General features: G+C 58.2%; 30 protein-coding genes, 2 pseudogenes and 1 riboswitch. Of the genes and pseudogenes, 13 read left to right on the top strand and 19 right to left on the bottom strand.

Annotation, left to right across the window (positions count from 1 at the left end):
• Window positions 1-113 (bottom strand): annotated as a pseudogene (locus tag ACVWYY_RS12575) (RNA-guided endonuclease TnpB family protein); the annotation flags it as partial.
• Window positions 114-408: 295 nt separating this feature from the next.
• Between ACVWYY_RS12575 and ACVWYY_RS12570 the strand changes: the two are divergent.
• Window positions 409-1,233, top strand: a complete 825-nt coding sequence (locus ACVWYY_RS12570) for a tetratricopeptide repeat protein (protein WP_457403864.1) — start codon at window positions 409-411, stop codon at window positions 1,231-1,233.
• A gap of 79 nt (window positions 1,234-1,312) precedes the next feature.
• On the opposite strand, the gene ACVWYY_RS12565 is transcribed toward ACVWYY_RS12570, so the two are convergent.
• Entirely contained in the window at window positions 1,313-1,660 is a 348-nt protein-coding gene (locus tag ACVWYY_RS12565; protein ID WP_457403865.1) for an STAS domain-containing protein, read from the bottom strand.
• 153 nt (window positions 1,661-1,813) lie between these two features.
• Here ACVWYY_RS12565 and ACVWYY_RS12560 point away from each other — a divergent pair, with 153 nt between their 5' ends.
• Window positions 1,814-2,995, top strand: a complete 1,182-nt coding sequence (locus tag ACVWYY_RS12560; RefSeq protein WP_457403866.1) for a glycosyltransferase family 2 protein — start codon at window positions 1,814-1,816, stop codon at window positions 2,993-2,995.
• Between the two features lie 8 nt (window positions 2,996-3,003).
• On the opposite strand, the gene ACVWYY_RS12555 is transcribed toward ACVWYY_RS12560, so the two are convergent.
• Entirely contained in the window at window positions 3,004-3,798 is a 795-nt protein-coding gene (locus tag ACVWYY_RS12555) for a Uma2 family endonuclease (RefSeq protein WP_457388095.1), read from the bottom strand.
• A 207-nt stretch (window positions 3,799-4,005) separates the two neighbouring features.
• On the opposite strand from ACVWYY_RS12555, the gene ACVWYY_RS12550 reads away from it, so the two are divergent.
• On the top strand, window positions 4,006-4,698 hold the full coding sequence (locus ACVWYY_RS12550; protein ID WP_457403868.1) for a response regulator transcription factor: 693 nt from the start codon (window positions 4,006-4,008) through the stop codon (window positions 4,696-4,698).
• Window positions 4,699-4,761: 63 nt separating this feature from the next.
• Here the strand turns inward: ACVWYY_RS12550 and ACVWYY_RS12545 are convergent, their stop codons facing one another.
• Window positions 4,762-4,911, bottom strand: a complete 150-nt coding sequence (locus tag ACVWYY_RS12545; protein ID WP_187147255.1) for a hypothetical protein — start codon at window positions 4,909-4,911, stop codon at window positions 4,762-4,764.
• 497 nt (window positions 4,912-5,408) lie between these two features.
• Here ACVWYY_RS12545 and ACVWYY_RS12540 point away from each other — a divergent pair, with 497 nt between their 5' ends.
• The gene (locus tag ACVWYY_RS12540; protein ID WP_414416699.1) at window positions 5,409-6,614 is read left to right on the top strand and encodes an E3 ubiquitin ligase family protein; all 1,206 of its coding nucleotides are present in this window, start codon (window positions 5,409-5,411) and stop codon (window positions 6,612-6,614) included.
• 33 nt (window positions 6,615-6,647) lie between these two features.
• Here ACVWYY_RS12540 and ACVWYY_RS12535 read toward each other — a convergent pair whose 3' ends face one another.
• A complete protein-coding gene (locus ACVWYY_RS12535; RefSeq protein ID WP_011431843.1) occupies window positions 6,648-7,202 on the bottom strand; it encodes a DUF4079 domain-containing protein in 555 nt (184 codons plus the stop codon).
• Between the two features lie 239 nt (window positions 7,203-7,441).
• Between ACVWYY_RS12535 and ACVWYY_RS12530 the strand changes: the two genes are divergently transcribed.
• Complete coding sequence (locus ACVWYY_RS12530) at window positions 7,442-7,933, top strand: phycobilisome linker polypeptide (protein WP_071818135.1); 492 nt, start codon at window positions 7,442-7,444, stop codon at window positions 7,931-7,933.
• A 266-nt stretch (window positions 7,934-8,199) separates the two neighbouring features.
• The gene (locus ACVWYY_RS12525) at window positions 8,200-10,554 is read left to right on the top strand and encodes a polysaccharide deacetylase family protein (protein WP_457440725.1); all 2,355 of its coding nucleotides are present in this window, start codon (window positions 8,200-8,202) and stop codon (window positions 10,552-10,554) included.
• A gap of 40 nt (window positions 10,555-10,594) precedes the next feature.
• On the opposite strand, the gene ACVWYY_RS12520 is transcribed toward ACVWYY_RS12525, so the two are convergent.
• From ACVWYY_RS12520 to ACVWYY_RS12475, 10 genes are read right to left on the bottom strand one after another with little or no spacing between them, the layout of a single operon-like run.
• Complete coding sequence (locus ACVWYY_RS12520; RefSeq protein WP_414342139.1) at window positions 10,595-11,734, bottom strand: alpha-D-ribose 1-methylphosphonate 5-triphosphate diphosphatase; 1,140 nt, start codon at window positions 11,732-11,734, stop codon at window positions 10,595-10,597.
• Window positions 11,715-12,410: an ATP-binding cassette domain-containing protein gene (locus ACVWYY_RS12515; protein ID WP_011431839.1), complete on the bottom strand. Its 696-nt coding sequence runs from the start codon at window positions 12,408-12,410 to the stop codon at window positions 11,715-11,717. The genes ACVWYY_RS12520 and ACVWYY_RS12515 overlap by 20 nt, the downstream gene beginning before the upstream one ends.
• A gap of 10 nt (window positions 12,411-12,420) precedes the next feature.
• On the bottom strand, window positions 12,421-13,188 hold the full coding sequence (locus tag ACVWYY_RS12510) for an ATP-binding cassette domain-containing protein (protein ID WP_011431838.1): 768 nt from the start codon (window positions 13,186-13,188) through the stop codon (window positions 12,421-12,423).
• Window positions 13,181-14,047, bottom strand: a complete 867-nt coding sequence (locus ACVWYY_RS12505) for an alpha-D-ribose 1-methylphosphonate 5-phosphate C-P-lyase PhnJ (protein WP_414401843.1) — start codon at window positions 14,045-14,047, stop codon at window positions 13,181-13,183. The genes ACVWYY_RS12510 and ACVWYY_RS12505 overlap by 8 nt, the downstream gene beginning before the upstream one ends.
• Window positions 14,031-15,083, bottom strand: a complete 1,053-nt coding sequence (locus tag ACVWYY_RS12500) for a carbon-phosphorus lyase complex subunit PhnI (protein WP_011431836.1) — start codon at window positions 15,081-15,083, stop codon at window positions 14,031-14,033. Before ACVWYY_RS12500 ends, ACVWYY_RS12505 begins: the two co-directional genes overlap by 17 nt.
• The gene (gene phnH, locus ACVWYY_RS12495) at window positions 15,068-15,649 is read right to left on the bottom strand and encodes a phosphonate C-P lyase system protein PhnH (protein WP_457440723.1); all 582 of its coding nucleotides are present in this window, start codon (window positions 15,647-15,649) and stop codon (window positions 15,068-15,070) included. Before phnH ends, ACVWYY_RS12500 begins: the two co-directional genes overlap by 16 nt.
• Window positions 15,646-16,065 (bottom strand): phosphonate C-P lyase system protein PhnG, encoded by a 420-nt coding sequence (phnG, locus tag ACVWYY_RS12490; RefSeq protein WP_011431834.1) that lies wholly within the window; start codon window positions 16,063-16,065, stop codon window positions 15,646-15,648. Before phnG ends, phnH begins: the two co-directional genes overlap by 4 nt.
• Window positions 16,066-16,074: 9 nt before the next feature.
• The gene (phnE, locus tag ACVWYY_RS12485; RefSeq protein ID WP_457403872.1) at window positions 16,075-16,893 is read right to left on the bottom strand and encodes a phosphonate ABC transporter, permease protein PhnE; all 819 of its coding nucleotides are present in this window, start codon (window positions 16,891-16,893) and stop codon (window positions 16,075-16,077) included.
• Window positions 16,862-17,758 carry a phosphonate ABC transporter substrate-binding protein gene (gene phnD, locus ACVWYY_RS12480; protein WP_457440721.1) on the bottom strand — a complete coding sequence of 299 codons (897 nt, stop codon included), beginning with the start codon at window positions 17,756-17,758 and terminating at the stop codon, window positions 16,862-16,864. Before phnD ends, phnE begins: the two co-directional genes overlap by 32 nt.
• 46 nt (window positions 17,759-17,804) lie before the next feature.
• The gene (locus tag ACVWYY_RS12475; RefSeq protein WP_457403876.1) at window positions 17,805-18,596 is read right to left on the bottom strand and encodes a phosphonate ABC transporter ATP-binding protein; all 792 of its coding nucleotides are present in this window, start codon (window positions 18,594-18,596) and stop codon (window positions 17,805-17,807) included.
• Between the two features lie 278 nt (window positions 18,597-18,874).
• On the opposite strand from ACVWYY_RS12475, the gene hisIE reads away from it, so the two are divergent.
• The 7 genes and pseudogenes from hisIE (at window position 18,875) to ACVWYY_RS12440 (ending at window position 24,705) form a co-directional block, all read left to right on the top strand.
• Window positions 18,875-19,498, top strand: coding sequence for a bifunctional phosphoribosyl-AMP cyclohydrolase/phosphoribosyl-ATP diphosphatase HisIE (hisIE, locus tag ACVWYY_RS12470; RefSeq protein ID WP_457410625.1), 624 nt, complete (start codon window positions 18,875-18,877; stop codon window positions 19,496-19,498).
• Window positions 19,499-19,505: 7 nt separating this feature from the next.
• The gene (locus ACVWYY_RS12465; protein WP_457440719.1) at window positions 19,506-20,156 is read left to right on the top strand and encodes a DUF1997 domain-containing protein; all 651 of its coding nucleotides are present in this window, start codon (window positions 19,506-19,508) and stop codon (window positions 20,154-20,156) included.
• A gap of 35 nt (window positions 20,157-20,191) precedes the next feature.
• Window positions 20,192-20,375, top strand: a pseudogene (locus ACVWYY_RS12460) (hypothetical protein); the annotation flags it as partial.
• A gap of 97 nt (window positions 20,376-20,472) precedes the next feature.
• Window positions 20,473-20,578, top strand: a riboswitch (Fluoride riboswitch).
• 103 nt (window positions 20,579-20,681) lie between these two features.
• Entirely contained in the window at window positions 20,682-22,331 is a 1,650-nt protein-coding gene (locus ACVWYY_RS12455; RefSeq protein ID WP_457440727.1) for a cation:proton antiporter domain-containing protein, read from the top strand.
• A 52-nt stretch (window positions 22,332-22,383) separates the two neighbouring features.
• The gene (gene crcB, locus ACVWYY_RS12450) at window positions 22,384-22,815 is read left to right on the top strand and encodes a fluoride efflux transporter CrcB (protein WP_457384683.1); all 432 of its coding nucleotides are present in this window, start codon (window positions 22,384-22,386) and stop codon (window positions 22,813-22,815) included.
• Window positions 22,816-23,124: 309 nt separating this feature from the next.
• Complete coding sequence (locus ACVWYY_RS12445) at window positions 23,125-23,469, top strand: DUF190 domain-containing protein (protein ID WP_011431825.1); 345 nt, start codon at window positions 23,125-23,127, stop codon at window positions 23,467-23,469.
• 42 nt (window positions 23,470-23,511) lie between these two features.
• A complete protein-coding gene (locus ACVWYY_RS12440) occupies window positions 23,512-24,705 on the top strand; it encodes an MFS transporter (protein WP_457403878.1) in 1,194 nt (397 codons plus the stop codon).
• A 122-nt stretch (window positions 24,706-24,827) separates the two neighbouring features.
• Here the strand turns inward: ACVWYY_RS12440 and gloB are convergent, their stop codons facing one another.
• The 4 genes from gloB to ACVWYY_RS12420 all read right to left on the bottom strand — a co-directional run bounded on the left by gloB (window position 24,828) and on the right by ACVWYY_RS12420 (window position 26,692).
• Window positions 24,828-25,586: a hydroxyacylglutathione hydrolase gene (gene gloB, locus ACVWYY_RS12435; RefSeq protein ID WP_414522627.1), complete on the bottom strand. Its 759-nt coding sequence runs from the start codon at window positions 25,584-25,586 to the stop codon at window positions 24,828-24,830.
• 7 nt (window positions 25,587-25,593) lie between these two features.
• Complete coding sequence (locus ACVWYY_RS12430; RefSeq protein ID WP_011431822.1) at window positions 25,594-25,857, bottom strand: DUF3143 domain-containing protein; 264 nt, start codon at window positions 25,855-25,857, stop codon at window positions 25,594-25,596.
• Between the two features lie 127 nt (window positions 25,858-25,984).
• Complete coding sequence (locus tag ACVWYY_RS12425; RefSeq protein WP_414330358.1) at window positions 25,985-26,401, bottom strand: J domain-containing protein; 417 nt, start codon at window positions 26,399-26,401, stop codon at window positions 25,985-25,987.
• A gap of 111 nt (window positions 26,402-26,512) precedes the next feature.
• Window positions 26,513-26,692 carry a 50S ribosomal protein L32 gene (locus tag ACVWYY_RS12420; protein ID WP_011431820.1) on the bottom strand — a complete coding sequence of 60 codons (180 nt, stop codon included), beginning with the start codon at window positions 26,690-26,692 and terminating at the stop codon, window positions 26,513-26,515.
• Between the last annotated feature and the right edge of the window lie 222 nt (window positions 26,693-26,914).

Here is a 26,914-nt window from a genome sequence, read left to right as displayed (position 1 = left end):
GTGTCGAGAATCTGGTTGCAAGCATTCGCAAAGCCCTGCAAAGTGCGGTCAATTTCTTGACGCAACTCTTGTGGGACTATCAGCTTGCAACGTACCGAGATAGTCTGGCTCATGGGCTTATTGTAGTTCATCCAGGCTTTTGACCAGCAAACCTATATGGAGGAGGGCTTTCCTCCCGACACCAAGCCTGCGGCTATGGTGCGGGCCTCCAGCCCGAAAATTTGGTGATCCGCATGGTTAAGAGGGAGTGAGGGGTGGCAAAAAGATTCAGCACTACCTAAATTCAGTACGGCATTGCCCTCCCCTTGGATGCTGTTTTCAAAAGTTTTGGGTATTGGGTAACCTCACCCCACAGCCTGCCCCGGCGCCGATGATAGAGTACAGAGGAGTCTTCTGCGCGAGCCCTTTATGCCTCAGTCCAAACCCCAAGAATCCCCAGCCCGCAAGCTCCTCAACATTTTGCTGCTGGTGGTGGGCACGGTAACTTTCTTGGGCTTCTCCTTTGGCCCGCTATTCCAGGCCCTCGGGCCTTCCGAATCTCCAGAGGCCAGCCGGGTAACCGAGCAACTGCGGGCCCAGGCAGACGGCTATCGCGTCGTGCTGGAGCGGGAGCCGGATAACCCCATTGCCCTGCGGGGGTTGATCGACACCCAACTGCAATTGAACGAGCCGCAAGGGGCAATCGAGCCGCTGAAGAAGCTGGTGGAACTGGAGCCCGAAAATCGGCAACTGAGAGCCTTTTTGGCCGAAATCCAGCAGGATACGGGGGATTTTGAAGGGGCATTAGAACAGCTCCAGATCCTTTACGAGGGGGATCCCAAAGATGGCCAGGTGCTGCAGCAGTTGGTGGATGTGCAGCTAACCCTGGGCCGCACCTCTGAGGCCATTGCCCTGCTGGAGAAGCATCTTGAAGAAGTGCCGGAAGATAATGATGTACGTTTGCGCTTGGCCTTTGTCTACGCCCGCAACAACCAGACTGAGAAAGCTGTAGTCCTCTACGACAAGTTGATTGCGGCGGATCCCAGTGATTTCACCCCCGTGTTGGGCAAAGCCATAGCCCTCAGCTCCGCCACCGATGAAAACCTACGGGCAAAAGCGCCTGAGCTGTTTGAGCAAGCAGCCCGGTTGGCCCCACCCCAAGTCCGGGAGCAAATCCAGCAGCAAGCAGAGATTTATGCTCAGGTGAACCGGCCCCAGACGGTCGAGAACCAAAACAGCAACCCCTCCCCCTGAGCAGGTTTTCAACCGTTAGGCTAATCCAGGTGTTGAGAAGCTGATCCCTGACGGTTCTCAGTTGACCCGATAGGGAGAGCTACGGAAAAGACTCAAGCGCCTTTTCTACAGAGGGGTAGATTTCGTAAATGGTATCCAAGCCGGTGATGGAGAAGAGCAGCTTGACTTGCTCCTGCAGGCCGCAGAACTTGAGTTGATAGCCTAAAGTGCGGCAATGGCGATGCGCCCAAACCAGAACCGACAACCCCACGCTGTCGATCAGGCTAACCTGACTAAGATCCAACAAGAAATGCCCCGGTTTCTCGGTGAGAATTTGGCTTAGCTCTTTCCGTACCTCGCGGGCAATCGCGGCGTTGAGCCTTTCACTGTGCAATTTCACAACCGTAACAGGGGATCCCTTGTGGCTGAGCCGGATGAAGACATCCATGAAAAGCCCGTCAGGTTTGAGGGGGGATGGGCACAGGCACGATGCAACCAGACTGATTTTGAATTGCTAAATCACCATGAGTATGAGTTTGTCCTCCCTGGGCTTCTCTTGCAAGCATTCTTGGACACTTTTCCCTTACAGGTTAGAACTGGCATGAACGGGATCCCTGCCTGGGCTGGAGATGCTGCCGCCCTGAGCCTATTGGTTATGCAAGTGCCGATGCTGGCGGTGCTGCTGGCGCGGCTGCTGCCCTCTTTGCGGCGCCCTTCCCCTCTGCCTCCCGGTCAGCCTGGGATCCCTTTGCAGCCGGGCTTGGTCAGCGTGTTGCTGCCTACTCTCAACGAAGCGGAACGCATCGATCCCTGCCTGGAAGGATTGCACCAACAGAGCTCCGTCCTGCGGGAGGTGCTGGTGGTGGACAGCCGCTCTCAAGATGGCACCCCCGAAAAAGTGCTGCAGATGGCCAAGCGGGATCCCCGCTTTCGCCTGCTGACCGACGATCCCCTCCCCGGCGGATGGGTGGGCCGCCCCTGGGCTTTGCACTACGGATTTCTCCAGTCGGATCCGGCCTCTGAGTGGATCCTGGGCATCGACGCCGATACCCGCCCCCAGCCAGGCTTGGTGGAGCGCCTGCTGGAAACTGCCCAGGCCCAAGGTCTGGATCTGATCACCCTGGCACCGCAGTTTATCCTGCAGCACTGGGGGGAAAGCTGGCTGCAGCCGGCTCTTTTGGTGACCCTGATCTACCGCTACGGGGCAGCCGGAGACAGGGCTACCCTGCCAGAACGGACGATGGCCAATGGGCAATGTATGCTAGTGCGCCGGTCGGTGCTGGAAGCGATGAATGGCTACACAGTGGCGCGGGCCTCCTTCTGTGACGATGTCACCTTGGTGCGGCAGATTGCGGCAGCCGGCTTTAAAGTAGCTTTTTACGACGGTCGGCACCTGCTCAAGGTGCGCATGTACACTTCTTTTGGCGAAACTTGGCGAGAGTGGGGCCGATCCCTCGATTTGAAAGATGCCACCCCTGTGGCCCAGTTGTGGGGGGATATAGCTCTCCTCGTCCTCACCCAAGGGATCCCTGGGCCGGTGGTTGTAGGGCTGTTGGGCAAAGCCGGGATGGGGTTTCCCTTTTCCCTGACGGAGCAGGTGCTGCTGGGGCTTAACCTAGGCTTACTGATTCTGCGCTTAGGTGTACTGCTGGGCATTCGCGGCTCCTATCAGGATCCCCCTTGGACGTTCTGGATGTCGCCTCTGGCGGATCCCTTGGCCGTTCTGCGGATAATCCTATCTGCCCTCAGCCGGCCCCGCTCTTGGCGCGGGCGCACCTACTAGGAGAGCCCTCAATCGGCTATTGCCTCGGGATCCACGCCCAACTCCCGCAATTTCGCGGCTAGGCGCTGCTGTTCCAGACGGGCCTGTTCGAGGGCTGCTTCTGCCGCCTCAGCCCGCTGCCGCTCCTGTTCGGCCCGCTGCCGCTCCTGCTCTACCTGTTCGATTCCCCATAGGAGCAAATTCCCATCGGCAGTCCACCACCGCAACCAGTTGGCTTTGGTCTCGGCTTTTTGTCCCCGCCACACCCCCAAAAACAAGCCAATCTCCGGGATCCAGTAGCGACGGTTTTCATCCGCCGATACAGGGGTATAGCGGCCATTCTCCAGGCGGTAGACATCCAGCTCACCGGTTTTGGGATGAAAGATTACATAGACAGGCACCTGCAAAATGCGCTCGTAGAAATACCATTTTCCATAGGGATAGTGGGGATTGATGGAGTACTCGCCGCCCTCGGTTTCGGAGATGAATTCCATCACAATCGCCGGGGGATTCCCTTCTAGGTGTGGGGTATAGCTGCGGCGGATCTCTCCTTCGGGAATCGGCTGTACTGCGGGCACATAAACCCAGTCGGGGGCTTTCACCACCACCTTGTCCCCGACAGTGCTGCAAAGGCCAAAGTTGGAGGCGATCAAAGCCTGGGCAGGGATCATCTGAGCGAGTTCCAATGCCTCACGCAGAGCAGCAGCCAAAAGGGGCTGTAAGGTGCTTTCCACAGGCTCATCCGGCAAGGGAAAGTCTTCCGGCAGTTTTTCCCATCGAATGGGAGGTAGGGGCGGGGTGAGCCGAACAGGAGAGAGGGTCATGGCTTAGGATACTCATGGTGATAAGGTACATGAATGCCTTTTGAATAACTCAAAGCACTTGCTGATATCAACCCCAGGCAATTCCACAAGGCTGTTGCAGGCTAGGACGGATTCAGTCATCTCGACTGCCAATCCATACGGTTGAGATATGCTTGGGGGCAATGAGCAAGTTTTTCGGCGTCTTCCTTGGATTCAGCAAGAGAGCGTATGCCAGAGCCTGAACCCACTTCTGCCCACATCCTGGTGATCGAAGATGAAGCTAAGCTGGCTCGTTTTGTGGAAACGGAGCTGACCTGTGAGGGATATCGAGTCAGCGTAGCCAGCGATGGCATGGCCGGGTTGAGGGCAGCCTGCGACCAAAACCCCGACTTGGTGCTGTTGGACTGGATGTTGCCCGGCATCTCAGGTTTGGAAATTTGTCGGCGACTGCGCTCAACGGGCAACCGCGTGCCGGTGGTGTTGATGACCGCCAGAGATGAGGTGGCGGATCGGGCAGCAAGCTTGGACGCTGGGGCGGATGATTACGTGGTCAAGCCTTTCAGCATTCAGGAGCTGCTGTCTCGGATACGGATCTATTTGCGGCAGCCAAGGCGATCCCGCGACGGCCAGTTGGTGTTCATGGATCTGACCCTGGATCCCGTAACGCGGGAGGTAACCCGGGGAGAGCGACAGGTGGAGCTGACGGCCAAAGAATACGACCTGTTGCGCTACTTGATGGAACACCCCCGTCAGGTGCTCACCCGCCAACAGATCCTAGAGCATGTGTGGGGCTGCGACTTCACGGGCGACTCCAATATCATCGAGGTCTATATTCGCTACTTGCGCCTCAAGATCGAAGGCCCAGGGGAGAAGCGCCTTATCCAGACGGTGCGCGGGGTAGGCTACGTGTTGCGCGATTGACATGCCCCCCGCCCCAAAGAGCAAGGATTCTGGTTCCTGGTTCTGCGACAGCACTTAGCTGTATCAGGTTTCCCCTCCACGACGGCGGTGCCTATCTCCCCAGTCGTTCCCCCAAGCGCTCCGCGCCGCTAGCGTGAAAGACTTGGCCAAGTGGTGATTTCTCACCAAGTTCTGCACCTGCAAGTCCTCATAAACCACAATGTCGTGAGACATTCCCACACACTGGGCTAGCTCAATAACCCGGTCTCTACGCTGGCGCCAGACTTTGATTTGGTTGAAGTGTACCTCGCCAAGCCGCTTCCTCTACTTGTGGTAGTTGCTGTATTGAGGTTTTACCCCCTTCCTATTCACGCCAGCGGGCCGTGGGCCTAACTTTCTGCTCAGTCTTCTTTGCTGTTGCTTCAATCTCCTTTCGGCACGACGCAAAAACTGGAGACACGGCACAGCTTGCCCACTGCTGTCGCCCACATCCAGCCCCACCACCTGGCCGGTGTACTCTGTCATCCAAGGCTTGGTACTGCGCTGGAGTGGCGTTGAGGAGTTTGGCTTCTCTGACCAGCGTGGGTGTATCTTATCGCAGGTCTAACAGGGCAAAAGCCGTCCTGGAAGGGCGGGGCTTCAGGCCTAGCTTCTTGGTAAAGTTTGGAACTGCCCGCATTCGGGATTGCCTTAAACTTCTCTTAAATCCTGTTTCACAGGTAACTGCTAGCATGAGGCCAACTTCACTCCCACCCCCGGAAAGGAAGGCCTTTATGAACTGGCTGATGCTGCTTGGTCTGCTTTGTCTTCCTGCCTCTCTGTTTTCGTTTGTTGAGTATTTGCGCTCCCAAAGGTTGGTTCAACAGCTCTCTGCAACTCGGTTGCTCAAGATAGCCGAGCTTCGCCATCTCGGTCAGACCAACCCCCAGGCAAAAGGAGCAAACTTGGCTCAAGTTTACGGCAGGGTTGTGTGCGATCGGCCTTTGGTATCGGAACTTTCGCGACAGCCTTGCGTCTACTACAAGTCTGAGATCTCTTGGGAGTATGACGAGATCGAATGCTATCGAAGGTATTTGAATAGCCAAGGCGATGTAGCGTATAGCGAACGGATCAGCGAAGGCGAATATCAGAACGCTCTACGCTTGGGATCCCGAGCAAAATCCTATCCGGGGGAGATGGTCGGGAAAAAGCCCGGCTTGGGCTACTCTGACTCCGGTTCTTTTCAGAAAAGGGTTGATCCCGACTACTCTAATTCTTTTCCACAAAAGCCCAACCCTGGCTACCCCGGTTCCGGTTCTTTCCAGAAAAAGCCTGGTTACCCCGACTACCCCCAGCAGCTTGGCTCTCCAGGCTATCCTCAAAAATCGCCGTTTTCCGAAGTAAGCTCTCCCCAAAAACACTACGCCAACGTGTATTACGATCCGAGCACAGGTCGGGAATATCTCCTTGAAAGAGAGACGAGAACGAGAGACGAAACCCTTCACTCGGTGGTTCGCCAGATCCCTTTTTTCATCGAAGACGAAACTGGAAGGGTGAGGGTGGATCCCACAGGTGCGGAGATAGAGGCTATGTCGGTTGTGGATGAGCATATTTTTCCAGGAAAAGGGCCCAGCCGGTTCAACTTCAATCTCAAGCGCTACCTTTCCGGAGTGAGAACAGAAAATCGCTCCACCCGAGCTTTTATCTATAAGGAATGGGTGATTCCGGTGGATGCGATGGCGTTTACCATGGGGCAGGTGCGTTTTGAGGCAGGGGATCCCGTGATCCGAAAACCCCTTTCTGGGGAAAGGTTTATGATTGCCCCCAAATCCCCTGAAGCCCTCTTGGAAGAGCAGCGCTCCAATGCCAGCAGCTACCTGGTGGGATCCGTCGTCCTGCTGGGTATCGGCATTTTCACCGTGCTCCACCTGCTGCAATCCCTGCAGCCTTATCGCTAGTTCCTGCCCAGGCAGAGGGAAGCCTACTGCCACTCACAACGACAAACCCAGCTTGAGCCCAAGCAGGGCATGGGCAAACAGTACACATAGAATGAGGCTGCCCACATAGGCATGGGTGGTGCGCAAAGCAGCGCGGTTGCCCCCAAAGCCGCTGAGGGACAAAGCTCCATTCACCGCCAACAACAGCAACACCAGGGATCCCGTCCAAAAATGGGGGCTGCTCAACAGGGGCTTCCCTTGCATCACCAGAGAAAGAAGGCCGCCAGTGTAGCCCAAGGCAATGAAGGTGGCCATCCAGGGGGCCAATTTGCGGTGGTCAAGCAGAGGCTTCTGGGCCGCTTCCGGCAGGGATCCCTCTGGCGCTGTGGAGGCGGCTGCCAGACGCAAGGCCCGTCCTCGCCACCCAGTCAGGCCGACAAAGCTGCCCATCACCACCACCACGATCCCCATCATCAAGGGGTGACCCCATTGCACAATGGGTTGGGGCAAGTTAAGGCCGGCAAAAAACTGGGCTACGGGCTGCAAGGTGGCGGCTAACCCATCCGAAGCTGCCGACAGATCCGGCAAGGCCAAGCTCAACAGGTTCATGGCACTCCCTCTACCTCCGCAATAAATCTACAGCTGCTTAACAAATCTACAACACCCCAATTCTAGAATGGGAGGACATCAGTGATCTCCCTCAATTCGTTGAAGGGAGGACGTCAGCTGACCCATGCCAGCGGGAAGCTTCTGGTGGGCACCTGGCAGCGGTAGAATGTCTGACGGTAAAGCTGTGGCTGTGAGCGGCTCTCTCGCCACTGAGTGCTGAGCAAAACGGAGTTGTTGAGATGGCCAAGTTGTTGTTGGGGGATCAAGCCTTTGAGGTCGAGCTGCTGACGGATGTGCCCACCAATTGGCCGGGAATTAAAGTCATGTCTAAGGGGGCCAAGCTGGACATTCCAGCGGGAACTGTGGTGAAGGTGGAGGCCGAGGATGACCACATAGCCGGCTCCTATAAGGTGGTCTATCGTTTGGCGCCTGCCTATCCCCGCAGCTGGCGGCTACTCCTGGAGCGGGAGAGCGTCGCCACGGCGCCTCAGGTGGCATCGGCTCCAGAACCAGAGGTTGCTCAGGCCAGCAGCTCAGAAGGAGGGCTGCCCAATAGCGATAAAATCTTCGCCATCAAGGTATCCGGCCTCGTGGGAGGAGGTGTGCGCAGAAGTGTTGTCGAGTACAAAGTGCCCTTCAGCCGCCTTTCCCAAGAAGTGAAACGGATCACCCAAATGGGAGGCAAGATCGTCAGCATTGCCGAGTCCAATCTGCTAAGCACCCTTGAGTAGCGGGCGGCTTCCTGGGAGGTTCTGGGTTCTTTCAGGCCACCCGTCCAGGCCGTTCTGGTTCAAACAATTTCAACGAGGGATCCCTGTAGAAAGCATGCGGCGATTTCTCCCCTATCCCCAACCTGAGGATGGGGTGGTAGGCTGGCGTTGGTTTTGCCGTTGCCTGGAAGGCTGCCTTTTCCTGCTGTCCTGGGGGTGGGCTTTGGGTAGGAAAAGGCGTTCCGGCAAGGGCTGAGCTTTTGCAATTGGGAGTGGGGAGTGAGGCCATGACATCTCGACGACAGCCGACGCGCTTGGGAGGGTCGATGCCCCAAGGCCATGCAGGCTTTGGGTCAGCAAGGGGATCCCAGCCGTACCCCTCGCCCACTCCACGACAAAGCTTTTCCTCTTCCTCTCGACGTCCGCTGGCCAAGTCTCGACCGAGGTTACTCCCCTTCTTAAGCTTGCTGGTGATCCTGCTGGGATTTGGGGCTGGGGCCCTGGTGGCCTGGGCAACTGCTCATCCCGACTGGGTCAGCCGCCTGCCGGGGCTCTCGCCACCTCTAGCGGAGATCCCTGCCCCCCGCGCCCACGCTAAAGCGGCTCAACAGCGCTTGCCCATCTCCTTAGAGACCCAACTGGAGCGGGATCCCTTTGCTTTGGATCCCTTGGCCAGCCTTTCTTATGTGCCCGCCATCATGTATCACGATGTGGTGGCTGGCCGCAAGCAGGTCTGGTTCGACACTACGGCGGCGGAGCTGCGGCAACACTTTGAGGCCATCAAGCAGGCGGGGTTGACCCCCATCCACATCGACCAACTGTACAAACACCTGCGGGACGGGGATCCCTTGCCCGAAAAAGCCATTTTGCTCACTTTTGACGACGCCTACCTGGGCCTGTACGAGAACGCCTACCCCCTTTTGAAGGAGTACAACTACCCCGCCACCTACTTTGTGCAAACCGGCTTTGTCGGCGTGCCCACCAGCAAGGATCACTTCACCTGGGATCAAATGCGGGAGATGGATGCCAGCGGGCTGATCGACTTTGCCGCCCACACCGTCACCCATCCCCCTGACCTGCGGGTGCTAGACGATGCCCGTCTGCGGCGGGAAGTGTTCGACTGCAAGACCAAGCTGGAGCAGGAGCTGGGCCACCCCATCCACTACTTCGCCTATCCGGAGAGCAATCGGGATGAGCGGGTAAAGCAATACCTGGCCGAGGCGGGTTACTGGATGGCTTTTACGATGGATCCTGGCTTTACAGGACAATCGCCCAACCTGCTGGAGGTGCGGCGCTTTAACCAGTTTCGCCTCACCGAGGCCATTCTTGGCGCCCGCACCTTTAGCCTCAGCCGCAGCCTCGACTACTGGCTGGATGTGACGCAGCCTCTGGCTCTGACCGACGAGATCATTGACGGGGTGCGGGTGCTCACCATCCGCGGCGGACGGGCAGCCACAGTGCACGCAGAACGGCGCTACGAAGTCAGGACGTTGGTCCAGCGCTACCAGGCCGATGCTGGCATTAACGGCAGCTTCTTCTCCATCCCCTGGATCAACTCCGCCAGCAACGTCATGGTGGGGCCGGCGATGGCTGCCAACCACAAGACCTTCATCCCCGGTCGTCCCGAAGATGACCAGGCAATCCGCGGCCGGCCGCTGGTGCTGCTGGGCAGGGATCGCCTCCGCTTTGTGCCCTTTGATCCCGACACCATGACCCACTTGGAGAACATCCGCCAGTTGATGCCGGATGTCACGGATCTGTTTGTGGCCGGTCTATGGCTGGTTAAGGATGGCCATGCCCTCTCTCCGGCGGAGATCAACTCGTTCCGCCTTGCCAGCGCTGCTGAGTTTCGCCCCAGAGCTTTCTTTGGGGTAGATGACCAGGAGCGGGTGGTGATCGGAGTTACCAAAACCCACGTCAACGCCGCCATCCTGGCCAGTCTGCTGCCCAAAACCGGGATCCGAGAAGCCGTGCTGCTGGACTCTGGCTTTAGCACCTCGCTGGTCTACCAAGGGGAGATCCTCGCTACTGGCCATGCCGGCCCCAACCAGCCCAGCCGCCCTGTGCCCCATGCCATCTTGCTCTACGACCTGACTCGCCTTTGGCGGGAGGATCCCCTTCCCGAGGCCAAGGCTGGCTCTGAGGGAGATCAGCTGGAAGGGCTGGTGCAACTTTTGCCGGCTAGCGACCAAGAGGCAGCCAGGGCCCAACTGAAGAGCATTCTGGCCGGCCAGCGCACTTTGAGGCAGGGGGATCGGGGCCCGGCGGTAGTGGCGGTGCAACTGGGGTTGAGCCACCTGGCTGCTCAGCAGGGACGGCTGGATCTGCTCCCCTCTGGCCCTGATGGGGTGTATGGTCAAGAGCTGGCCCAGGCAATGGCGGAATTGGTGCTGGCTGCACCTGAGCGCAGTGAGATGGGATCCCCCCTTCCAGCCACCCCTACCCCCCTGGTGGCCGGAACGGCGACAGCCCGCCAAGGGGTGGACATCCTCGATGCTCAACTGCTGCGGCGTCTGCTGGAGCGCGTTAACTTGGCCTCTCCCTCGGTACTGGTGGATACGCGCTTAGAACGGCCTGCCCTATCCCTGGAGCGCAAGCCAACCCGGAAACTGCTGCCCAGGGTTGCCTTCGGGCAGGACTAAGTCTTGTCTTCGCCTTCCAACCTAGGCCTTGGCGGGAAGCCTAGAAGACCCCCCTCCAACAGAGGCTATCTCTGAGAAAGACGGGCCTGCCGGCAACGAATACACCCATAACCTGGAAGGGTTTCTCCCGCAGCACCACTAGATCGGCTCTTAGGCCTGGGCGAAGGGCTCCCCGATCCTGCAGACCAACCGCCTGGGCAGGGTTGTGAGTGACCAAAGCTATGGCTTGGGGCAGATCCAGCAGCTGCTTCTCCGCCAAGGCAAAGGCAGCCCTCAAGGCTGAAGCGGGGGAGTAGTCAGTGGCCAAGGCGCCTAGGGCTCCTACTTGTAGAGCCTCCGAAGCGGAGAGATTGCCGACATGGGAGGATCCCCTCAGGGCATTGGGAGCCCCCATGACCACCAGCAGGCCCAGCTTCCGCGCTTCCAAAGCTGCTGCTAGGGTAACCGGAAACTCGCTAATTTTCAGGCCCATCTTGGCCATTAACTGAACCTTGGCGGGGCAGTCGTCGTCGTGGGAAGCCAAAGGTACCCCCAAAGCTTGCGCTTGCTGAGCCAATTGGGCAAAGCTCTGCAAGGTCTCCTCCCCCGCCTTGGCCGCCAAACTAGCGGCAACCTCCTCGGAAGGCCGGGCCAGCTGGCGAGCCATGTAGCGGATGTAGTCCTCCGGCGTCCGGAATTGGCCTTGGCCGGGGGTGTGGTCCATGAAGGAAAGGAGATCCACCCAGCCTTGGCTGAGAGCTTGGCGAACAGCTGCTGCTCCCAAGGGGCGCGAGAGTTCATAGCGAGCGTGGATCCTCAAGTCCAGAGCCAGCTGGGAACGCAGCGCCACCAACTGCTCTGCCATAGCCAAGGCCGTTTCTGGGCTGCGCCAGCCAGGCAGGCCTTCCCAAAAGGACAGAGTTACAAAGGCAGTGGTAATCCCCGCCGCCAAAGCTCGGTTTTCCCAAATCCCCAAGGCCATGTCCACCGCCAGCTGTACCCCTGGGCGCGGCTCCAGCTCGGGCTCCAGGCTATCGGTATGGAGGTCGACTACGCCGGGCACCAGGGTAAGTCCTCGCAAAGGGATCCCTTCCCCCACTTGCCCCTGCCGAATCTCGGCAATCCGCTCCCCCTCCAGCCGCAGGGATCCCACCGGGAGGACACCATCGGGGAGAACTAGCTTAGGCCCTGCTAGCCACATTTGCCCTCACCTCCAGGGAATAGGTTTTGTCAACCAAACCCGACACATCGTCTAAGGAGTGAAAAACGCCAATGATAGCTGTTCCCTGCTGCTTCAAGGCTCGTAGGCGTTCTCGCAAGGCCAACTTGGCTGCAGTATCCAAGCTGGCGGTGGGCTCGTCCAGAAGCAGCAGCGGATAGGGGTGGATGAGAGAGCGAGCCAAGTTGACTTTCTGTTTCTCGCCCCCCGAGAAGCTGGTTGGAAAAGTCTCCAGCAACTCTGGCTTCAGACCCAGCTCCAGGAGCAGCTCTGCTGCTCGATGTCGCGCTTGGTTTTCCGCTACTCCCTGCCACAGCAAGGGCTCCGCAACCAGCTCCAAGGCCGTGGTGCGGGGCCTGGGATCCAGAAACTGGCTGACGTAGCCGATGCGCTCGCGGCGGATTGCTAACACCTCGCGATCCCCTAAGCGGGCCAGATCCACCGTTCCCAGAGGGGTCTGCAGGAGGGCTTGTCCTGCCGTAGGCCAATAGCTGCGGTAGAGGGTTCGCAGTAGAGAAGACTTGCCAGAGCCGTTGGGGCCCTCCAGCAGCAAAAACTCTCCGGCTTGCAGGGAAAAGCTCACCTGCTGGAAGGCCAGAACCTCTCGCCCCAGTCGGTGAAGAAAGAACCGCTTTTCTAAGTTAACGACCTGCAACACCTTGCCCTTCCTAAAGTCTTGCGGCAACCAGATCCTGGGTAAAGGGGTGGCGAGGATCCTCCAGCACTTGGTCGGCCAATCCCTCCTCCACTACCTCCCCCTGGTACAACACCACAATTCGATCCGCCACAGCCCTCACGACCGAGAGATCGTGGCTTACTAGGATGAGGCTCATCCCCAACTGCCGCTTGAGGCGGCGCAGAGTATCCAGAAAGGTGGCCTGCACCAGCAAATCCAAACCGGTGGTGGGCTCGTCCAAAAGAACAGCCAGAGGCTTTTGGACTAAAGCTTTGGCAATCTGTACCCGCTGGCGCTCTCCTCCCGAAAGAGAAGCTGGGGGATCCCCGGCTCGCTCTAAAGGAAAATCGGCTCGCTCCAAAGCCTCCTGCGCCTCCGCTTCCAGCACTCCAAACCGCCGTTCTCCTCTAAGGACAAGGGGCTCCGCAACATTAGTCAGGGCCGCAAAGCCCATGCGCAGGGCCTGGGCGGCATCCTGATAGACCATGGCCAGGTAGTGCCGCGCCGCAGGCTGCTCGTAGCGAGAGAGCAACAGCAGGTTACGTCCCTCCCAACCCGGCACGTTTAGCCGATACTCCCCCTGGGCTGTCTCCTGAAGGTAAAGGATCTTCAGAAGAGTAGTCTTGCCACTGCCGGAAGCTCCCACCACCCCCAGCACCTCTTGGGGATAGAGCTTGAGGCTGACGTTCTTAAGCGCCCAGCGATCCCCGTAGGCTTTGCAAACCTTGACCAGCTCCAGAAGGGGGGTCTCCTCAGCCATGCTCTTTCTCCACAAATAGAGGACCGCTCGTTTTCCCGGCCAGCAGCTTTTCCATATAGCCCTGGTCGGAGATTTCATAGGCCAAGCTGCCATCTTCTTGGGGAATGGCGTTGAGGAAGACGTGGCGGCAACCGCTGCGACGGCAGGATCCCAAAATGGGCTCCGGCTGGAAGGGCCGATCCACAAAGGCCAAGGGCTCCACCCGGGTGTAGGGAGGGACGGCATAGAGCCGCTTCTCCCGCCCGGCCCCAAAGAGGGTGATATGGGCTGCCAGATGCAGCTTGGGCAGATCCCAGCGGGGCAGAGGGCTGGGATCCATCCCATAGCGCCCATGGACCAGAACTGGGTAGGCCGCTCCCTTGCGGCTCTGGCCGTGGCGTAGGTGCTCCTCAAAAAGATCCACCCACAGCAGGCTATAGTCGCCCAGAGCATGTAGCTCCCGCGCCCTGGCGTCAGAGGGCTCCACATAGCGCAGAGGCTCAGGGATGGGAACTTGCAGGATTAGGATTTGACCTTCTTGGAGCCGCTCCTCGGGGATGCGGTGGCGGCTTTGGATGAGGGTGGCCTCCAGCGTGTCGGTGGTTGTTCGAGCGCCGCTGACCTGGGCAATGAAGCGGCGCAAGTTGGCGGCATTGACAGAGTCATCGGCCCCCTGGTCAATGACCTTCACCACGTCCTGCGGCCCCACCAGGCTGAGCGTAAGCTGCAATCCCCCTGTGCCCCAGCCGCGAGCCAGCGGCATTTCCCGGCTAGCAAAGGGAACTTGATGGCCCGGTATGGCCAGGGCCTTGAGAACCTTGCGCCGAATTTCTCGCTTGGCCTCCGGATCCAGGTAGGCATAGCTATGCTTGGGTTTCAAGGGAGGCCTCCTTTTGGAAGTGGCTCATCCAGTTGCTGAGAAAGGTTACGTAGTGGGGTAGCTTGTAGTGGAGGGCAAAGCCGGAGGCCTCCACGGGATCCGTATGCACCAGGACAAACTCCTCGCTGCGAGCCGGATGGCTGGGGCGATCCATTTCCAAATCCAGCATGGCGCCAGCGATGGCCCGCCCCTCGTTCCAACCCAGGCTAGCGGCAAAGCCCAAGCGGTATCCTTTTTCTCCGTGTCCCACCACCTCAGTAAAGACCAGGCGGATCCGCCCCAGGCGAAAGCTTCCCCCCCGCACAGGATGAAAGGCGCGTACCTCGAGATAGCCCACGCCCAACTCGGCAACCGTTGGGTGGGTGTGGACGTTGTAGGCGCGCATGGCGCTGTAGGCCAGAGCCAGAAGTCCCCCCGTATCTCCCCTGGCCAAAGCTTGCAGGCGGTGGGCCCGCGGCGCTGGAAACAGCAGTGGCTGCCGCGTCAAGTCGGGAATCTCTTCCCCTGGAGCAGGGCTACTGGCTTGCTGCTCTGCCGTGGGATCTTCTTCCAGCAGACCTTGCTCCCTCAGCCAGCTGCGCACAGAAGGATAGTGCTGGGCAGCAGCCACGGCCGCCGGCTCTAGCGGGGGGCTTTCAGAAAAGCCCAAAAGACGCAGGCTGTAGTCTAGGGTGGGCCCCAAGACCTGGCCGCCGGGAATGCTCTTGAAAGCCGAGGAAAGCCGACGCACCAGCAGGAGATCTTCCTTTTTCTGCAGCTGGGCTTTCCCTAGGCGGGGGAGAGTAGTCCGGTGTGCTCTCAGAAGCAGCAGGGCCTCGTAGAGGTCCCCCCCTGTCTGCACAAGGGCAGTGGCCGCCAGCTCCGGAGCCCACAGCCCCGCCTCTGCCATCACATGATCCAGGAGATAGGGCAGCCCAGCCAGCTGCTTTGTCCGGCCTCGCCTGCTTTTGGCTTCTGCCGCTGACAACAGCTCGCGAAAAAGGGCCTCGGCATTGAGAATGGCCTCTTGGCTGCCCCGCGCTACGACATAGCCCATCCACCCACCTCCACGCTTCGGGGTAAGCCTACCACTTGGGGGCCGTCAGTTAGCAGGATGTCCACTCCCAGCGGGTAGGCCAGGATCTGGGAGCGCAGCTGCCAAAACGCAGAGGGCAAGCCTACAGCCAACTGGATCTCCCCAGCTATGCCGGGCCCTCTGAGCAATACAGGGGATCCCTGGCCCAAGGGGGCCCCCAGGATAAGGGTCGCTCCCGCTTCAGGCTCAAGGTGGGTGCCTCTTTTGAGAGCCAAAAGGCTGTCTGGGCCAGCGGGCAAACTCTCCAGCTGCTCGGCAAAGACAAAGTCAGCAGCCTCCAAAGCCACGGGCCGGGGATCCTGCCCACGCAAATCCAACAGCAGCCAGCTTGGCGCCCAAACCCCTACATTGCCGTCCACCAGCGTCAGCCCAATGAGGCGAAAGGCTTGGCGAAGGGAGCGAGCGGGAAAGCTCTCCAGACGGCCAGGGTAGCTCAACGCCCTAACCAACGCCCGGAAGACCTGCTGGCTTTGCTTTTCTGCCAGTCCCGGTGTGGGGCCGTAGGCTTTGGACATCCCCAGGCTCACAGAGTCTCCACCTCCAGGCGAGTTGCAGCTACCTTGCGCCAGAGGCGCTCGTCTTCTTCTTGAAGATCCTTCTGGGCCGCTAGCGCCAAAGCCTGGATCTTCTCCACAGCAATTCCCGCCTGCAGAGCGGCGTCTAGGTAGGCCAGGGCGCGCGCCAGACGCGGCTTTTCCCCCAGCACCATCCCGTATCCTTCTACTCCCTTTTTTGGAAAGCGCAGCCAGACCTCGTAGACCAGCACTTCTCCCACGTAGAAGGGCGTCCCCGTGCGGGAGTCCTCAAAGGGGAGCGCCAGCAGCCCTGCCCCTTCCCTGAGCTTTTGGCTGGATCCCAGAGCAGGCCTGACCTCCCGCGCCAAAGCCAGCACCTCCTTCTCGGGGGCCTCCTGCAACAGCTCTAGCATCTCAAGGGGCTGCATCCCAGCCTCCTAAATCAAGGTCTGGCGGATCCGCGCCGAAACTTTGTCAATCGTAAATACAGCCAGCAGAATCAGGAGAACGACCGTGGCCGCATCTTGAAAGCGAAAGGCTCGTATGGTCTGCATCAAATCAAACCCAATGCCCCCTGCCCCCACCAAGCCCAAGACCGTTGCCGAGCGCACGTTAGCCTCAAAAAGGTAGAGAGTACTGGAGTAAAAGGCAGGAGCCACTTGTGGCCAGAAGCCATAGGCGATAACCAGGAGAGGGTGGGAACCTGTAGCCTCTACCGCCTCCACCTGCTTCATATCTACTGTCTCGATGGCCTCTGAGAGGAGCTTGCCTGCCACACCCGCCGTGTGCAGGGTCAAAGCTAGGATCCCTGGCAAGGGTCCTAGGCCAATTGCGGCCACAAAAACCAATGCCAAGACCAGTTCATTGAGCCCCCTGAGGACATCCATGAGCCCGCGCACAAGCAGGTAAACCGCAGGGGAACGCATGACATTTCTGGATCCCAGGAAGGCCAAGGGAACCGTGAGAAAAGTGGCCAGGAAGGTGCCCCAGAGGGCCATCATCAGGGTTTGCAACAGGGAGTAAAGGAAGTTGGGCAAGAAGTAAAAGCTGGGAGGAAAGAAGCGAGCCAAGAAGGCCGCACTCCTCCCCAAGCCAGCTAACAACTTTCCTGGCGAGATCTCGGCAGGCTCCGCCGTCAGCAAGAGAGCGAGAAAAACCCCCCCATACAGCACAACCGTGCTCAGCTCCCTGCGCTTAAGCTCTGCTGGCAGGGGGGGAAGTCTCCTAGAGTTGGCACTCAGGTTTCTTAAGAGCATCGTTGACCTTGCGGAAGGGATCGTAATCTGCGTCGCTAGCCGGCTCAAAGCCCTTCAGCCCACGAGCCTCCAGCCATTTCTGACCCTCCGGCGTGTTTTCGTACTCCAGATAGACCGTGCGCAAGGCCTCCTTGAGATCCTCTGGCAGATCTTTACGGTAGGCCCAGGGAGAGGAAGGAATGGGATCCGATCTCCAGATGACCTCAAAGTCCTCTATGCCTTTGATCTGCCCCTTGTTGGTGGCAAGGCTGATCCCGGTATCCCAGGTTACACCAACGGGAATGGTTCCCTGAGCTATCCCCAAGATGACCGACTCGTGGTTGCCAGCAAAAACCACCCGCTTGAAATACTCCTTGGGCTTGATTTTGGCCTCAAGACAGAAGTGGGCCATGGGCACCTTGAAGCCAGAGGTGCTCTCTGGGTCGACGAAAGCAAAATCTTTGCCCTTGGCGTCTTCTAGAGTTTTGATGCCACTGCCTTTCTTGGAAAGTATCAAGGAGTGATAAACGGTACCCGAGCGCAGCGAGTCCTCTTTCACGAACGCTTCAATGGGAGCGTTGGCCTTTTCAATGGCATCTACGTAGGAGCCAGGGCCGTAGAAAGCTACGTGAGTTTGGCCTTGTGCCTGGGAGACCATCACCGCCGTGTAGTCACTGCCCACAAACAGGCGGACGGGGATCCCCAGTTTTTGTTTGAGATAATCCAAAAAGGGAGCATAGCGAGCTTCGTAATCGGCAGCACTCTCCACCGGTACTTCAGCAATCACCAGCTCCTTGGGCCAGTTTTGCTTCTGAGCCAGCCCTGGAACCCAGCTGGAAATTCCCATGAGGAAGGCAGCAAGGAACAGAATTTTTCTTCTCCGCATAAGGTTTTCTCCTTTGCAGTTAACTTGCGGTTGAAGGTGGATCTTGTTAGACCATCAAGGTTGAGGAAAACCCTTCGCTTGCCTCGTGGGTTTCCTTCTCCCCAAAGTAGAGCTCCTTTTCCTTTTCAGAGGTAAAATCGGAAAGCGGCCCATTGAAGAAAACCTGGCCCTCCTTGAAAGCAACGACTCGATCGGCGTAATGGCGCACCATTTCTAGGTGGTGCAGGGTAACCAGCAACGGAATCCCCTGGCGGCGCACCGCTCCCAGCAGCAGCTCCATAATTACCTTTGCATTTTTAGGATCCAAAGCCGAAATGGGCTCGTCGGCCAGAATCAGGGCTGGCTCCTGGATCAAGGCGCGAGCAATACCCACTCGCTGCTGCTGCCCCCCTGAGAGAGCGTCGGCCCTTTGCCAGGCATGCTCTAGCAACCCTACCTCTTCCAGCAGCTTTTCCGCCTTGGCCAAATCCTGAACAGAAAAGTGCTTGAAAAGACCCCGAATGGGACTCATGTGAGGCAGACGCCCAACAAGAACGTTTTCCAGAACCGTCAGGCGCCCGATGAGTTGAAAGGTCTGGTAGACCATGGCCGTGCGCCTGCGCAGCTGTTGCAGGGCATCCCTTTGGCCTTCATGGAGAGGAAGAGAATCAACCCAAACTTTTCCGCCGCTGAGCTTGACCATCCCTTTCAAAAGCCTAAGAAAGGTCGACTTTCCTGCTCCCGAAGGTCCGATCAAGGCCACAACCTGCGCTCCATCGCCAAATAGGTCAAGGTAAACCTCCCTTAGGGCAACCTTGTTTTTGAAGGCAACCCAAAGGTTCTCGACTTGGATGCGCATAAGCTACCTCACGGCGGGAAAACCGGTAACAAACTTAGCAGATTGGCCTGATACTGAAGTTAAAACCAAGTTAAGCTTTGCTGGCCTGGGCAGCAGGACTTCTCAATGGCTTCTCGAAACTGGCTTTGGCCTGGAGGGCGCTCTTGGAGGTACCCCTGGGAGAGCTTGCTCTGCTATCCTGCTAATAATCTCGATTGATTTTCTGCCAAACCCTTATGGCTGCTGCTGTGATCTCGGGCCTCTCTTGGCAGTCCCCCAGAGCCCTTTCACCGGAGGAGATGGCTTGGTTAGGCAGCCTCACCTACAATGAGCAGGGCCTGATCCCGGCCATCGTGCAGGACTACCTGGACGGAACAGTGCTGATGATGGCCTGGATGAACCGGGAATCGCTGCAAAAAACCCTGGAAACAGGCCGCACCTGGTTTTGGAGCCGCTCGCGGCAGGCGTTGTGGCCCAAGGGGGAAACTTCTGGCCATGTGCAGTGGGTCAAACAAATCCGCTACGACTGCGACGGCGACGCCCTGGTCATCCTGGTGGAGCAGGTGGGGGATGCAGCGTGCCACACAGGAGCGCGGAGCTGTTTCTTTCGCCCTTTGCAAAGGGATCCCATCCCGGCAGCCGATACCCTGTCGCAGGTGTTTGCCGTGGTCAAGGCCCGCCAGGCGGATCCCCGTCCCGATTCCTACACCAGCAGCTTGCTAGCCAAGGGGGAAAATGCCATTTTGAAGAAACTTGGCGAGGAGACGGCTGAGGTGGTGATGGCGGCTAAGGATCAAGACCGCGTGGCTTTGGCCCGTGAGATGGCCGACCTCTGGTACCACTGCCTCGTGGCCCTTGCTCACTATCAGGTAGATGTTAGGGATGTCTATCGCCAGCTCCAAGCCCGCCGTTCCGCCAAGTGAAAGGGCCATGTCCCCCGAAGGCGGTGCTCCCGCAGATCCCTCTCCGTCCTCTTGGGATCCCTCCCTGGACAAAGCCCACCTGGATTTACGAGCCGCGCGCTGTGGCCAAGTGGATCTGGAAACCGATCGGGAGACCTTGGCCCGTTACCTGAGAGGCCATGCCCAGTGGATCCAGCGGTGCTTCAGGCCATTGCAGGTGGAAGCTTTGTCTGCCGAGACTTACAGGTTGCAGTTTTTCCGCATGGGCGGGCTGGGGTTTGAGCTGGAGCCCAGTTTTGGGGTCAAGATCTGGCCGGATAAAGATTACCGGTTTTGTCTGACCTCGATTGAGTTGCCCGGCGATGAAGGAATGCCTTACCGGGTCAGCTGCCAAGCCGATTTCCAGCTGGAGGAGCTGCAGGGATCCCTGAAAGACCTGCCCACCACCCGTGTTCACTGGGCTCTTCATCTGGAGATTGGGCTGGCTTTGCCTAAGTTTTTGCAGGTTTTGCCCCGCAAGTTGGTTTGTCGAGTGGCCCGTCAAGTGGTGCAGCAGGTAACCCGCGGCCTCAGCGATCGCTTTACCGACAATGTCTGCCGGGATTTCTACCGCTCCATTGGCCGTCCAGATTGCCCCTATCGCCTAGTTGTTGTGGAAGAGCATGACTCTAGTCAATAATAAGCTCAACTATACTGAAAATAATGTATAATATGTTCACTACGGATTACTACCAGTTGATCTTTCTGTTTACTTTCGAGTCTGCCAACATGGTAGCCAAAGCAAAGCAGAAAATTGGTAGTAAGACGACACGGAAACTGCGCTTTGGGTATTCTACTCAAAGCTCTGCGGGATACCGCCATTCTGGTTGGAAACAAACAGAATGCTATCGCTGCATAGTTGAACAGTGATGTTCAGCAGTGTTCAGCGTAAATGTATCAGAAAGCATGATACCCTGCAAGCGGGATCAGTTGCCGGTCGGCTTTTGAGCCTTCCTCCGGCAACCGGCGATGGAGTTCGCCGCAACCGCCTCACTTCGAATTTTTCTATAGAGGAAGAGGGTTCTAACCTCAAAAGCTGAGGCTGATGACTCCTACACTTCTGGGGGTATCCAGGGGGTAGGAGTTTTTGGCTTTGCGTCCGCACTCCCCAGAGGCTCTCCCCCCTGAGTTGCCCTTCAACACGGCAAGGAGAGAGGATCTGTTGATGCTGGGCAGTTGGCTGTGGATCTTGGTGATGGGCTTTTTTGTCGGCCAGATCGTGGGTCGGTTGGGGATGCCCCCTCTGTTGGGGATGATCCTCGTAGGGATCCTGCTGGGAGAGGTCTTGTCTCCCGAGGTGCTGGCAGCGGCAGGGGATCTGCGGCTGGTGGCGGTGATGATCATTTTGATGAAGGCGGGCCTGGGGCTGGATCGGGAGAAGCTGGTCCAGCAAGGGTCTGTAGCCCTGCGGCTGGGTTTTTTGCCGGCCGCCTGTGAGGCGGTGGCAGTGGCCCTGTTGAGCACCTGGATCCTGGGGTTGGACTGGCCTACCGGTTTGCTGTTGGGCTGCGTGATTGGGGCGGAGTCGCCAGCCGTGATCGTGCCGGGGATGTTGCGCCTCAAAAGCCTGGGCTGGGGGGTGACCAAGGGGATCCCGGATGCTATTTTGACCGGCAGCGCCCTTTCCGACGTACTGCTGTTGTTGGGGTTTAGCCTGTTGCTCAGCTTTTTGGGCCAAGGATCCGCCGCGAGCGTTCGCTTAGGAAGCCTGGAGCTGTCGCCGCTGCAGTGGCTGCCGTTCCAGGTGGTGATGGAGATCCTGCTGGGCGTGGCTGTAGGCTACCTGGGGGCGCGGGTTCTGGTGTCGCTGCTAACCCAACAAAACTGGACTCGCAACAGCGTGCAGGAAGTGCTGCTGGCTGCCTGTATGGCCCTGGGCTTGGTGCTGGCGCCGCAGGTGTGGCCCTATTTTTCCGGCTATTTGGCGGTGATGGCCATGGGGTTTTTTCTGATTGAGCTGGATGCCCCTTTGGCGCGGCGGCTGCGGGGTGGGTTCGATGCCCTCTGGACGGTGGCGGAGATCGTGTTGTTTGTGCTGTTGGGAGCGTCGCTGGATCTGGGGGTGCTGGGATCCGTGTTTTGGCCGGGCTTGCTGCTCTTGACCTTGAGTCTGCTGCTGGGGCGGGGCCTGGGTTGGTGGCTTTCCACTCTGGGAAGCAATTGGAACGGGCGGGAGCGGCTGTTTTTGCTACCGGGCAACATGGCCAAGGCGACGGTGCAGGCGGCTATTGGTGGGATCCCTTTGGCCCAAGGGATCCCCGGTGGGGAGATCATTTTGGCTTTGGCGGCTCTGTGGATTTTGGTCACGGCCCCCCTGGGTGCTTGGCTGACCCAGGTGTGTGCTCCCCGGCTTTTGGAAAAAGGAGAGGTGGATCCCACCAAGGTAGGCAGCCAGGGCAAGGTGAGCTTTTTGGCAGCGGTGGACACCTCCCCTTTGGCCGAAGCCGTGCTGCGCAAGGTGGCCGATTTGGCGCGGCGGGTGGATGGGGAAGTGATTGTGTTGCATGTTACCGATGAGCCGCAGGGGAAAGGGGTAGAACTGTTGCGGCAACTCACCCAGCGTCTTTTGGCGGACATTCGCCACCAGTTTTGCTTGGCCTCGGGGCCCTTGGCAGAGACCATCGTAACCCTAGCTCAGGAGCGGCAGGTAACCGACATCGTCATGGGCAAGCGGGGCCACCGCGGCTGGGAGCAGGTTTTGGTGGGATCCACTTCCCAAGCGGTGTTGGAAACCAGCCCGATTCCGGTAATTTTGGTAGAGGAAGAGGACTTCAAGAGAAGCAGGATCCCTATCTCTGAGGGCAGAAAAAGCTAAGGATCCCACCTTTTCCGTAGGAAGTTCTGGGAACACAGTTCAAGGAGAATAGATGCGCTTGCAATCGGTGTGGGCTTACCTAAACCATGGCTTGGTCTCTCCCAGTTTGAGAGTTCCCTTTGCGGTTGCGTTGGGGGCTATTGGCGGATCCCTGAGTCGCTACTATCTATCCCTCTGGTTTGCGGAGCGATTTGGCCCTAGCTTTCCCTACGGAACCCTGATCATCAACTTATCGGGTTGTGTGGTCATGGGTTGGTTCATGACCGTGGCTATGGAACGCCCTGAGATCTCACCGGAAATTCGCCTGCTGTTCGGGGTGGGATTCCTGGGTTCCTACACCACCTTTTCTACCTATGAACTGGATACCTTTAGCCTCTGGCAGCAACATCGCTTTGCTGCTGGGCTTGTCTATTGGCTCGGTTCTTGCCTATTTGGAGCCTTGGCTATGGAGATTGGGATCCTGTTGGCACGATTGTGGCGATAACGTTTAACGTAACCCCTATCAATCAGCAATCTATCCATCCAAAAGCCAGGTGCAGCAACTGGTCATTTTGGGCAATAACTTTTTTCTTAAAAGCACCGGGATCCCCACTAGTCAACCCCCTGGAATTTCTTATCTTAAGGAGCACTCTTCACCAAAGCAATATACAGTTTTTCCAGCGTTACTCACTACAGCCAATGCCAGCCAATCTCTTGCCTGACAAGGATCCCACTTCACTGTAGACCTTATGTGAAGCGGAAAAATCTGTAACCATGACAATCGCAACAGCCCAAAGACAAAAGGGATACAAGTATGCTAGATGATGAACCAGAAGTTTATAAATTGGATATTTACATCGGCGAGTCAGACCGTTGGCAAGGGAAGCCTCTCTACCTGGCTCTGCTGGAGCTAGGTCGTCAGCGTGGGCTAGCTGGTGGTACTGTGGTGCGAGCTATTGCTGGCTTTGGTCGAAACAGTCATATTCGCAGCAGTAACCTTCTAGAGCTTTCCACAGATCTGCCCATTTTGGTAACTTTCATCGACACGCCGGAAAAAATCAAAGCCTTTCTACCGGAAGTAAAAACTCTGATGCATGACGGTCTAGTTACTTGCCATAGGGTACAAGTATTCCATCATGTTCCTCATCAACAACAATAGTCCAGATCTGAAAATAGATTCCCCATTGCCAAGGAGCTGGTTATGCCCGATTCCCCTTCTGCCCTGCGCTTTATTGTTTTGCTGGGGATCGTCAGCCTCTGCGCCGATGCCACCTACGAAGGGGCACGCAGCATTTCTGGAGCTTTTTTGGGATCCCTAGGGGCCAGCGGCACGGTGGTGGGCCTGGTGGCCGGCGGGGGGGAGCTATTGGCCTATGGCTTGCGGTTGGGGGTGGGCTATTGGAGCGACCAGCTGGGCAGGGATCCCGCGCACCGCAGTCGGGGTCACTGGCGGCTCACCACCTTGGGCTATGTCATCAACACAGCGGTGATCCCGGCTTTGGCCTGGGCGGGCAGTTGGCCTTGGGCCGCCGTGCTGCTCTTGGCCGAGCGGACGGGCAAAGGGATCCGCACCCCGCCGCGGGACGTGTTGCTTTCTCATGCAGCCCTGCAGGTGGGACGGGGCTTGGGGTTTGGCCTGCATGAGACCCTAGATCAAATTGGGGCGGTGGGGGGGCCGCTGTTGGTGGCGGCAGTTCTGAAAGTCGGCTATGGCTTCCGGGGTGGGTTTTTGGCCTTGGGGATCCCGGCGGCAATAGGACTGGGGGTTTTGGGGCTGGCGCAATGGCTCTATCCCAGCCCACGAGACTTCGAGCCGGAGCCGGAGATGACCTCGGCAAAAGGCTTGCCCAGAGTTTTCTGGCTGTATCTTTTGGCAGCAGCCTGTGTGGCTATGGGGTTTGCGGATTTTCCCCTCATTGCCCTGCATCTGCAACAACAGTCAGGGAGCGATGGGGCAGGGATCCCTTTGCTCTATGCCCTGGCCATGGGGGTGGATGCCCTAGCAGCCCTGGGCTGTGGCTGGCTGTTTGACCGCGTGGGGCTGTGGAGCCTGCTGGGAGCGGTGGCGGTATCGGCTGGATTTGCGCCGCTGGCCTTTTCCGGTACCTATGCTCTGACGGTGCTGGGCATGGTGCTCTGGGGGATTGGTTTGGGGGCCCAAGAATCCATCATGAAGGCGGCGGTGGCCGGTATGGTAGCTCCCGAGACGAGGGGCTTTGCCTTTGGCCTGTTTACCAGTGTCTATGGATTGGCTTGGTTTGTGGGCAGCGCCCTGATGGGGGTGCTTTACGATTTCTCCCTGACTGGCTTAGTGCTCTTTTCGGTAGTCACTCAAGGGCTGGGGGCGGCTATCCTGCTGGCTCTAGTGTCCAGGAGGCAGGCCGAGGTGGGCTGATGAAAAGCCCCTGCACCAGATTACGGTGCAGCTCTTCGGGGGTTTCGTTTGTGCTAGTGGTGAGGAGCACCATCCCCTCAGGTTTTGGGCCACCTCCAGGAGCTTTTGTCAGAACCCGATTTTCAGAACTGATCCTTCATACCGCGCAGCCGGGCAAAAACCCGCACCGGATCCTGAGCTCCGGTGGCTGCCTGCAAAGCCGGCTGATCCCAACGCAAGAAGGGATTGGTGCGGCGTTCCTCGCCCATAGTGCTGGGTACTGTTGGGGATCCCGATTGGCGCAGGGCAGCCACCTGCTGATAACGCGCCTGCAGGTCGGGGTTGTCTCCATCCACTGTCAGGGCAAACCTGAGATTGTTCAAGGTGTATTCGTGGGCACACCACACCCGTGTGGCTTCCGGCAACTGCCGCAGTTGATCCAGGGATCCCACCATCTGCTCCGGCGTGCCTTCAAACAGCCGCCCGCATCCCCCGGCAAACAGGGTATCGCCACAGAAGAGATCCCCACTCTCGGAAAAGTAGTAGGCAATATGGCCGCGGGTATGGCCGGGCACAAACAGCACCTTTGCTAGCCGACCCGCAAACTCCACTGTTTCCCCTGCCTTGAGCTCCACCGTCTGGCCGGGGATCCGCCCCCGATCCACCTGGCTGCCATAGACTCTGGCACGGGGATAGCGCTCCAAAAGCTGTCGGTTGCCCCCCACGTGGTCGTGGTGGTGGTGGGTGTTGAAAATGGCCACCAACTCCGCCCCCAGCTCGGCCAGCTTTTCCAACACGGGCTCAGCCACTGCCGGATCCACCACGGCTGCTGTTGCAGTGTCGGGATTGTGGAGCAGGTAGATGTAGTTATCGCGCAGGGCAGGCAACTGGAGAACGCGCATGGCTCGGCTAACTCTCAAAAATGGCCTGTTCTACGTCTTGCCGGCTGAGGGAATAGGGAAAAGATAAAGTTTTCGTGTTGCCGTCTGGGTAGGTGTATCGCACCCAAATGCTGGTTTCTTCCAGGCGCAAAATGGCTTTCCAGCCAGGCCGTTCGCAAAACCACTGCTCCACATCCTGCGGATCGCGGGTGCAGCCCTGATCCTCCAGCCAGCGTTCGATGGTGTGGAGCGGGTGATTGTACAGGGGCGTGGTTGCAGGAGGCAAAGGCATGGCGAGATTCAAGAAAAGCAATCAAACCCTAGAGTCAACGGGCTATGTTCATTCAAGCACTCCTGATCCAGAATCCGAAAACTCGATCCCAATGTCCTACCGAAGAGGGCAGGAAATGCTCGCAGAATCAGCTTGCCCCACTCTCTCGCAGCCAAGCGAGGACACCTGCCAGTAGCAAACACACGACTAGGGTGGATCCCATCAGCAGCAGGGCACAAAGCTCACCAGGTGAAAGTGGGCGGGTTTCCATGCGCAGCTCTAGAGAATCGGCACCAAGGGATCCCGGCATGCCCAGAGATCCCGTGTTGGCGGTCACCGCCCGTAAGCTGGCATCGTAGATGGCCCGTTTCGCCGGGTTGCTAAGGACAAGGTAGGCCTCCTGCAACTCTTGGAAGCAGCGAATGGCCACTTCCGGAGCCAGGGGAGAAGTATCGGGATGGTAGCGCTTGCTCAATTGCCGGTAGGCCCGCCGGATGGCCTCAGGAGATGCCCCTGGAGACAGACCCAGCCGTTGGTAGTAGGTGAGGGAAGTCAAGGAGCGCATGCAACCTATGGAGGAGCAAGACTACAGGGGCAGCAAAACCGCTTTCAGGGGAGCACAGCTCTAGTCCAGTGTAATCACTCGCGCAGACACCGGGATCCCTGCAGCAAGCCTCTATTCTTCCTCATCCTCTTCAGACTTAGCTTTGGGATAGTAGAAACCGGTGTTGCGACCGCTGAGAATGGCGCGCCCAATGGTCATGGCTCGCTGGGCCTGGAGCTTAGCTTTGCCCAGCCAGACGGCGTAGCGCCTGCGACTGCGGGCTTTAGAAGTTTTCTTCTTAGGAACAGGCATGGCTTCGCACAAAAACACAGCCTTACTAGGCTAGCATTGAGGCTGCGCTGCCGATCCCAGCTTTATTCAGGCAAGTAGCCTATCAGTGGTTGACCAAAAGGCGCGGCAAGCCCCGTCCTTCAGGGCAGGGAAGGATAGCGCCGACCGTAGCCGACGCCCTTTAAAAACGCAGTGTCGGCCATGTGAATATCGTTGTCATCACGCATAGGCCAAGAATACGAT

Source organism: Thermostichus sp. MS-CIW-34 (assembly GCF_054060435.1).
This window is presented reverse-complemented; position numbering and strand designations above follow the sequence as displayed.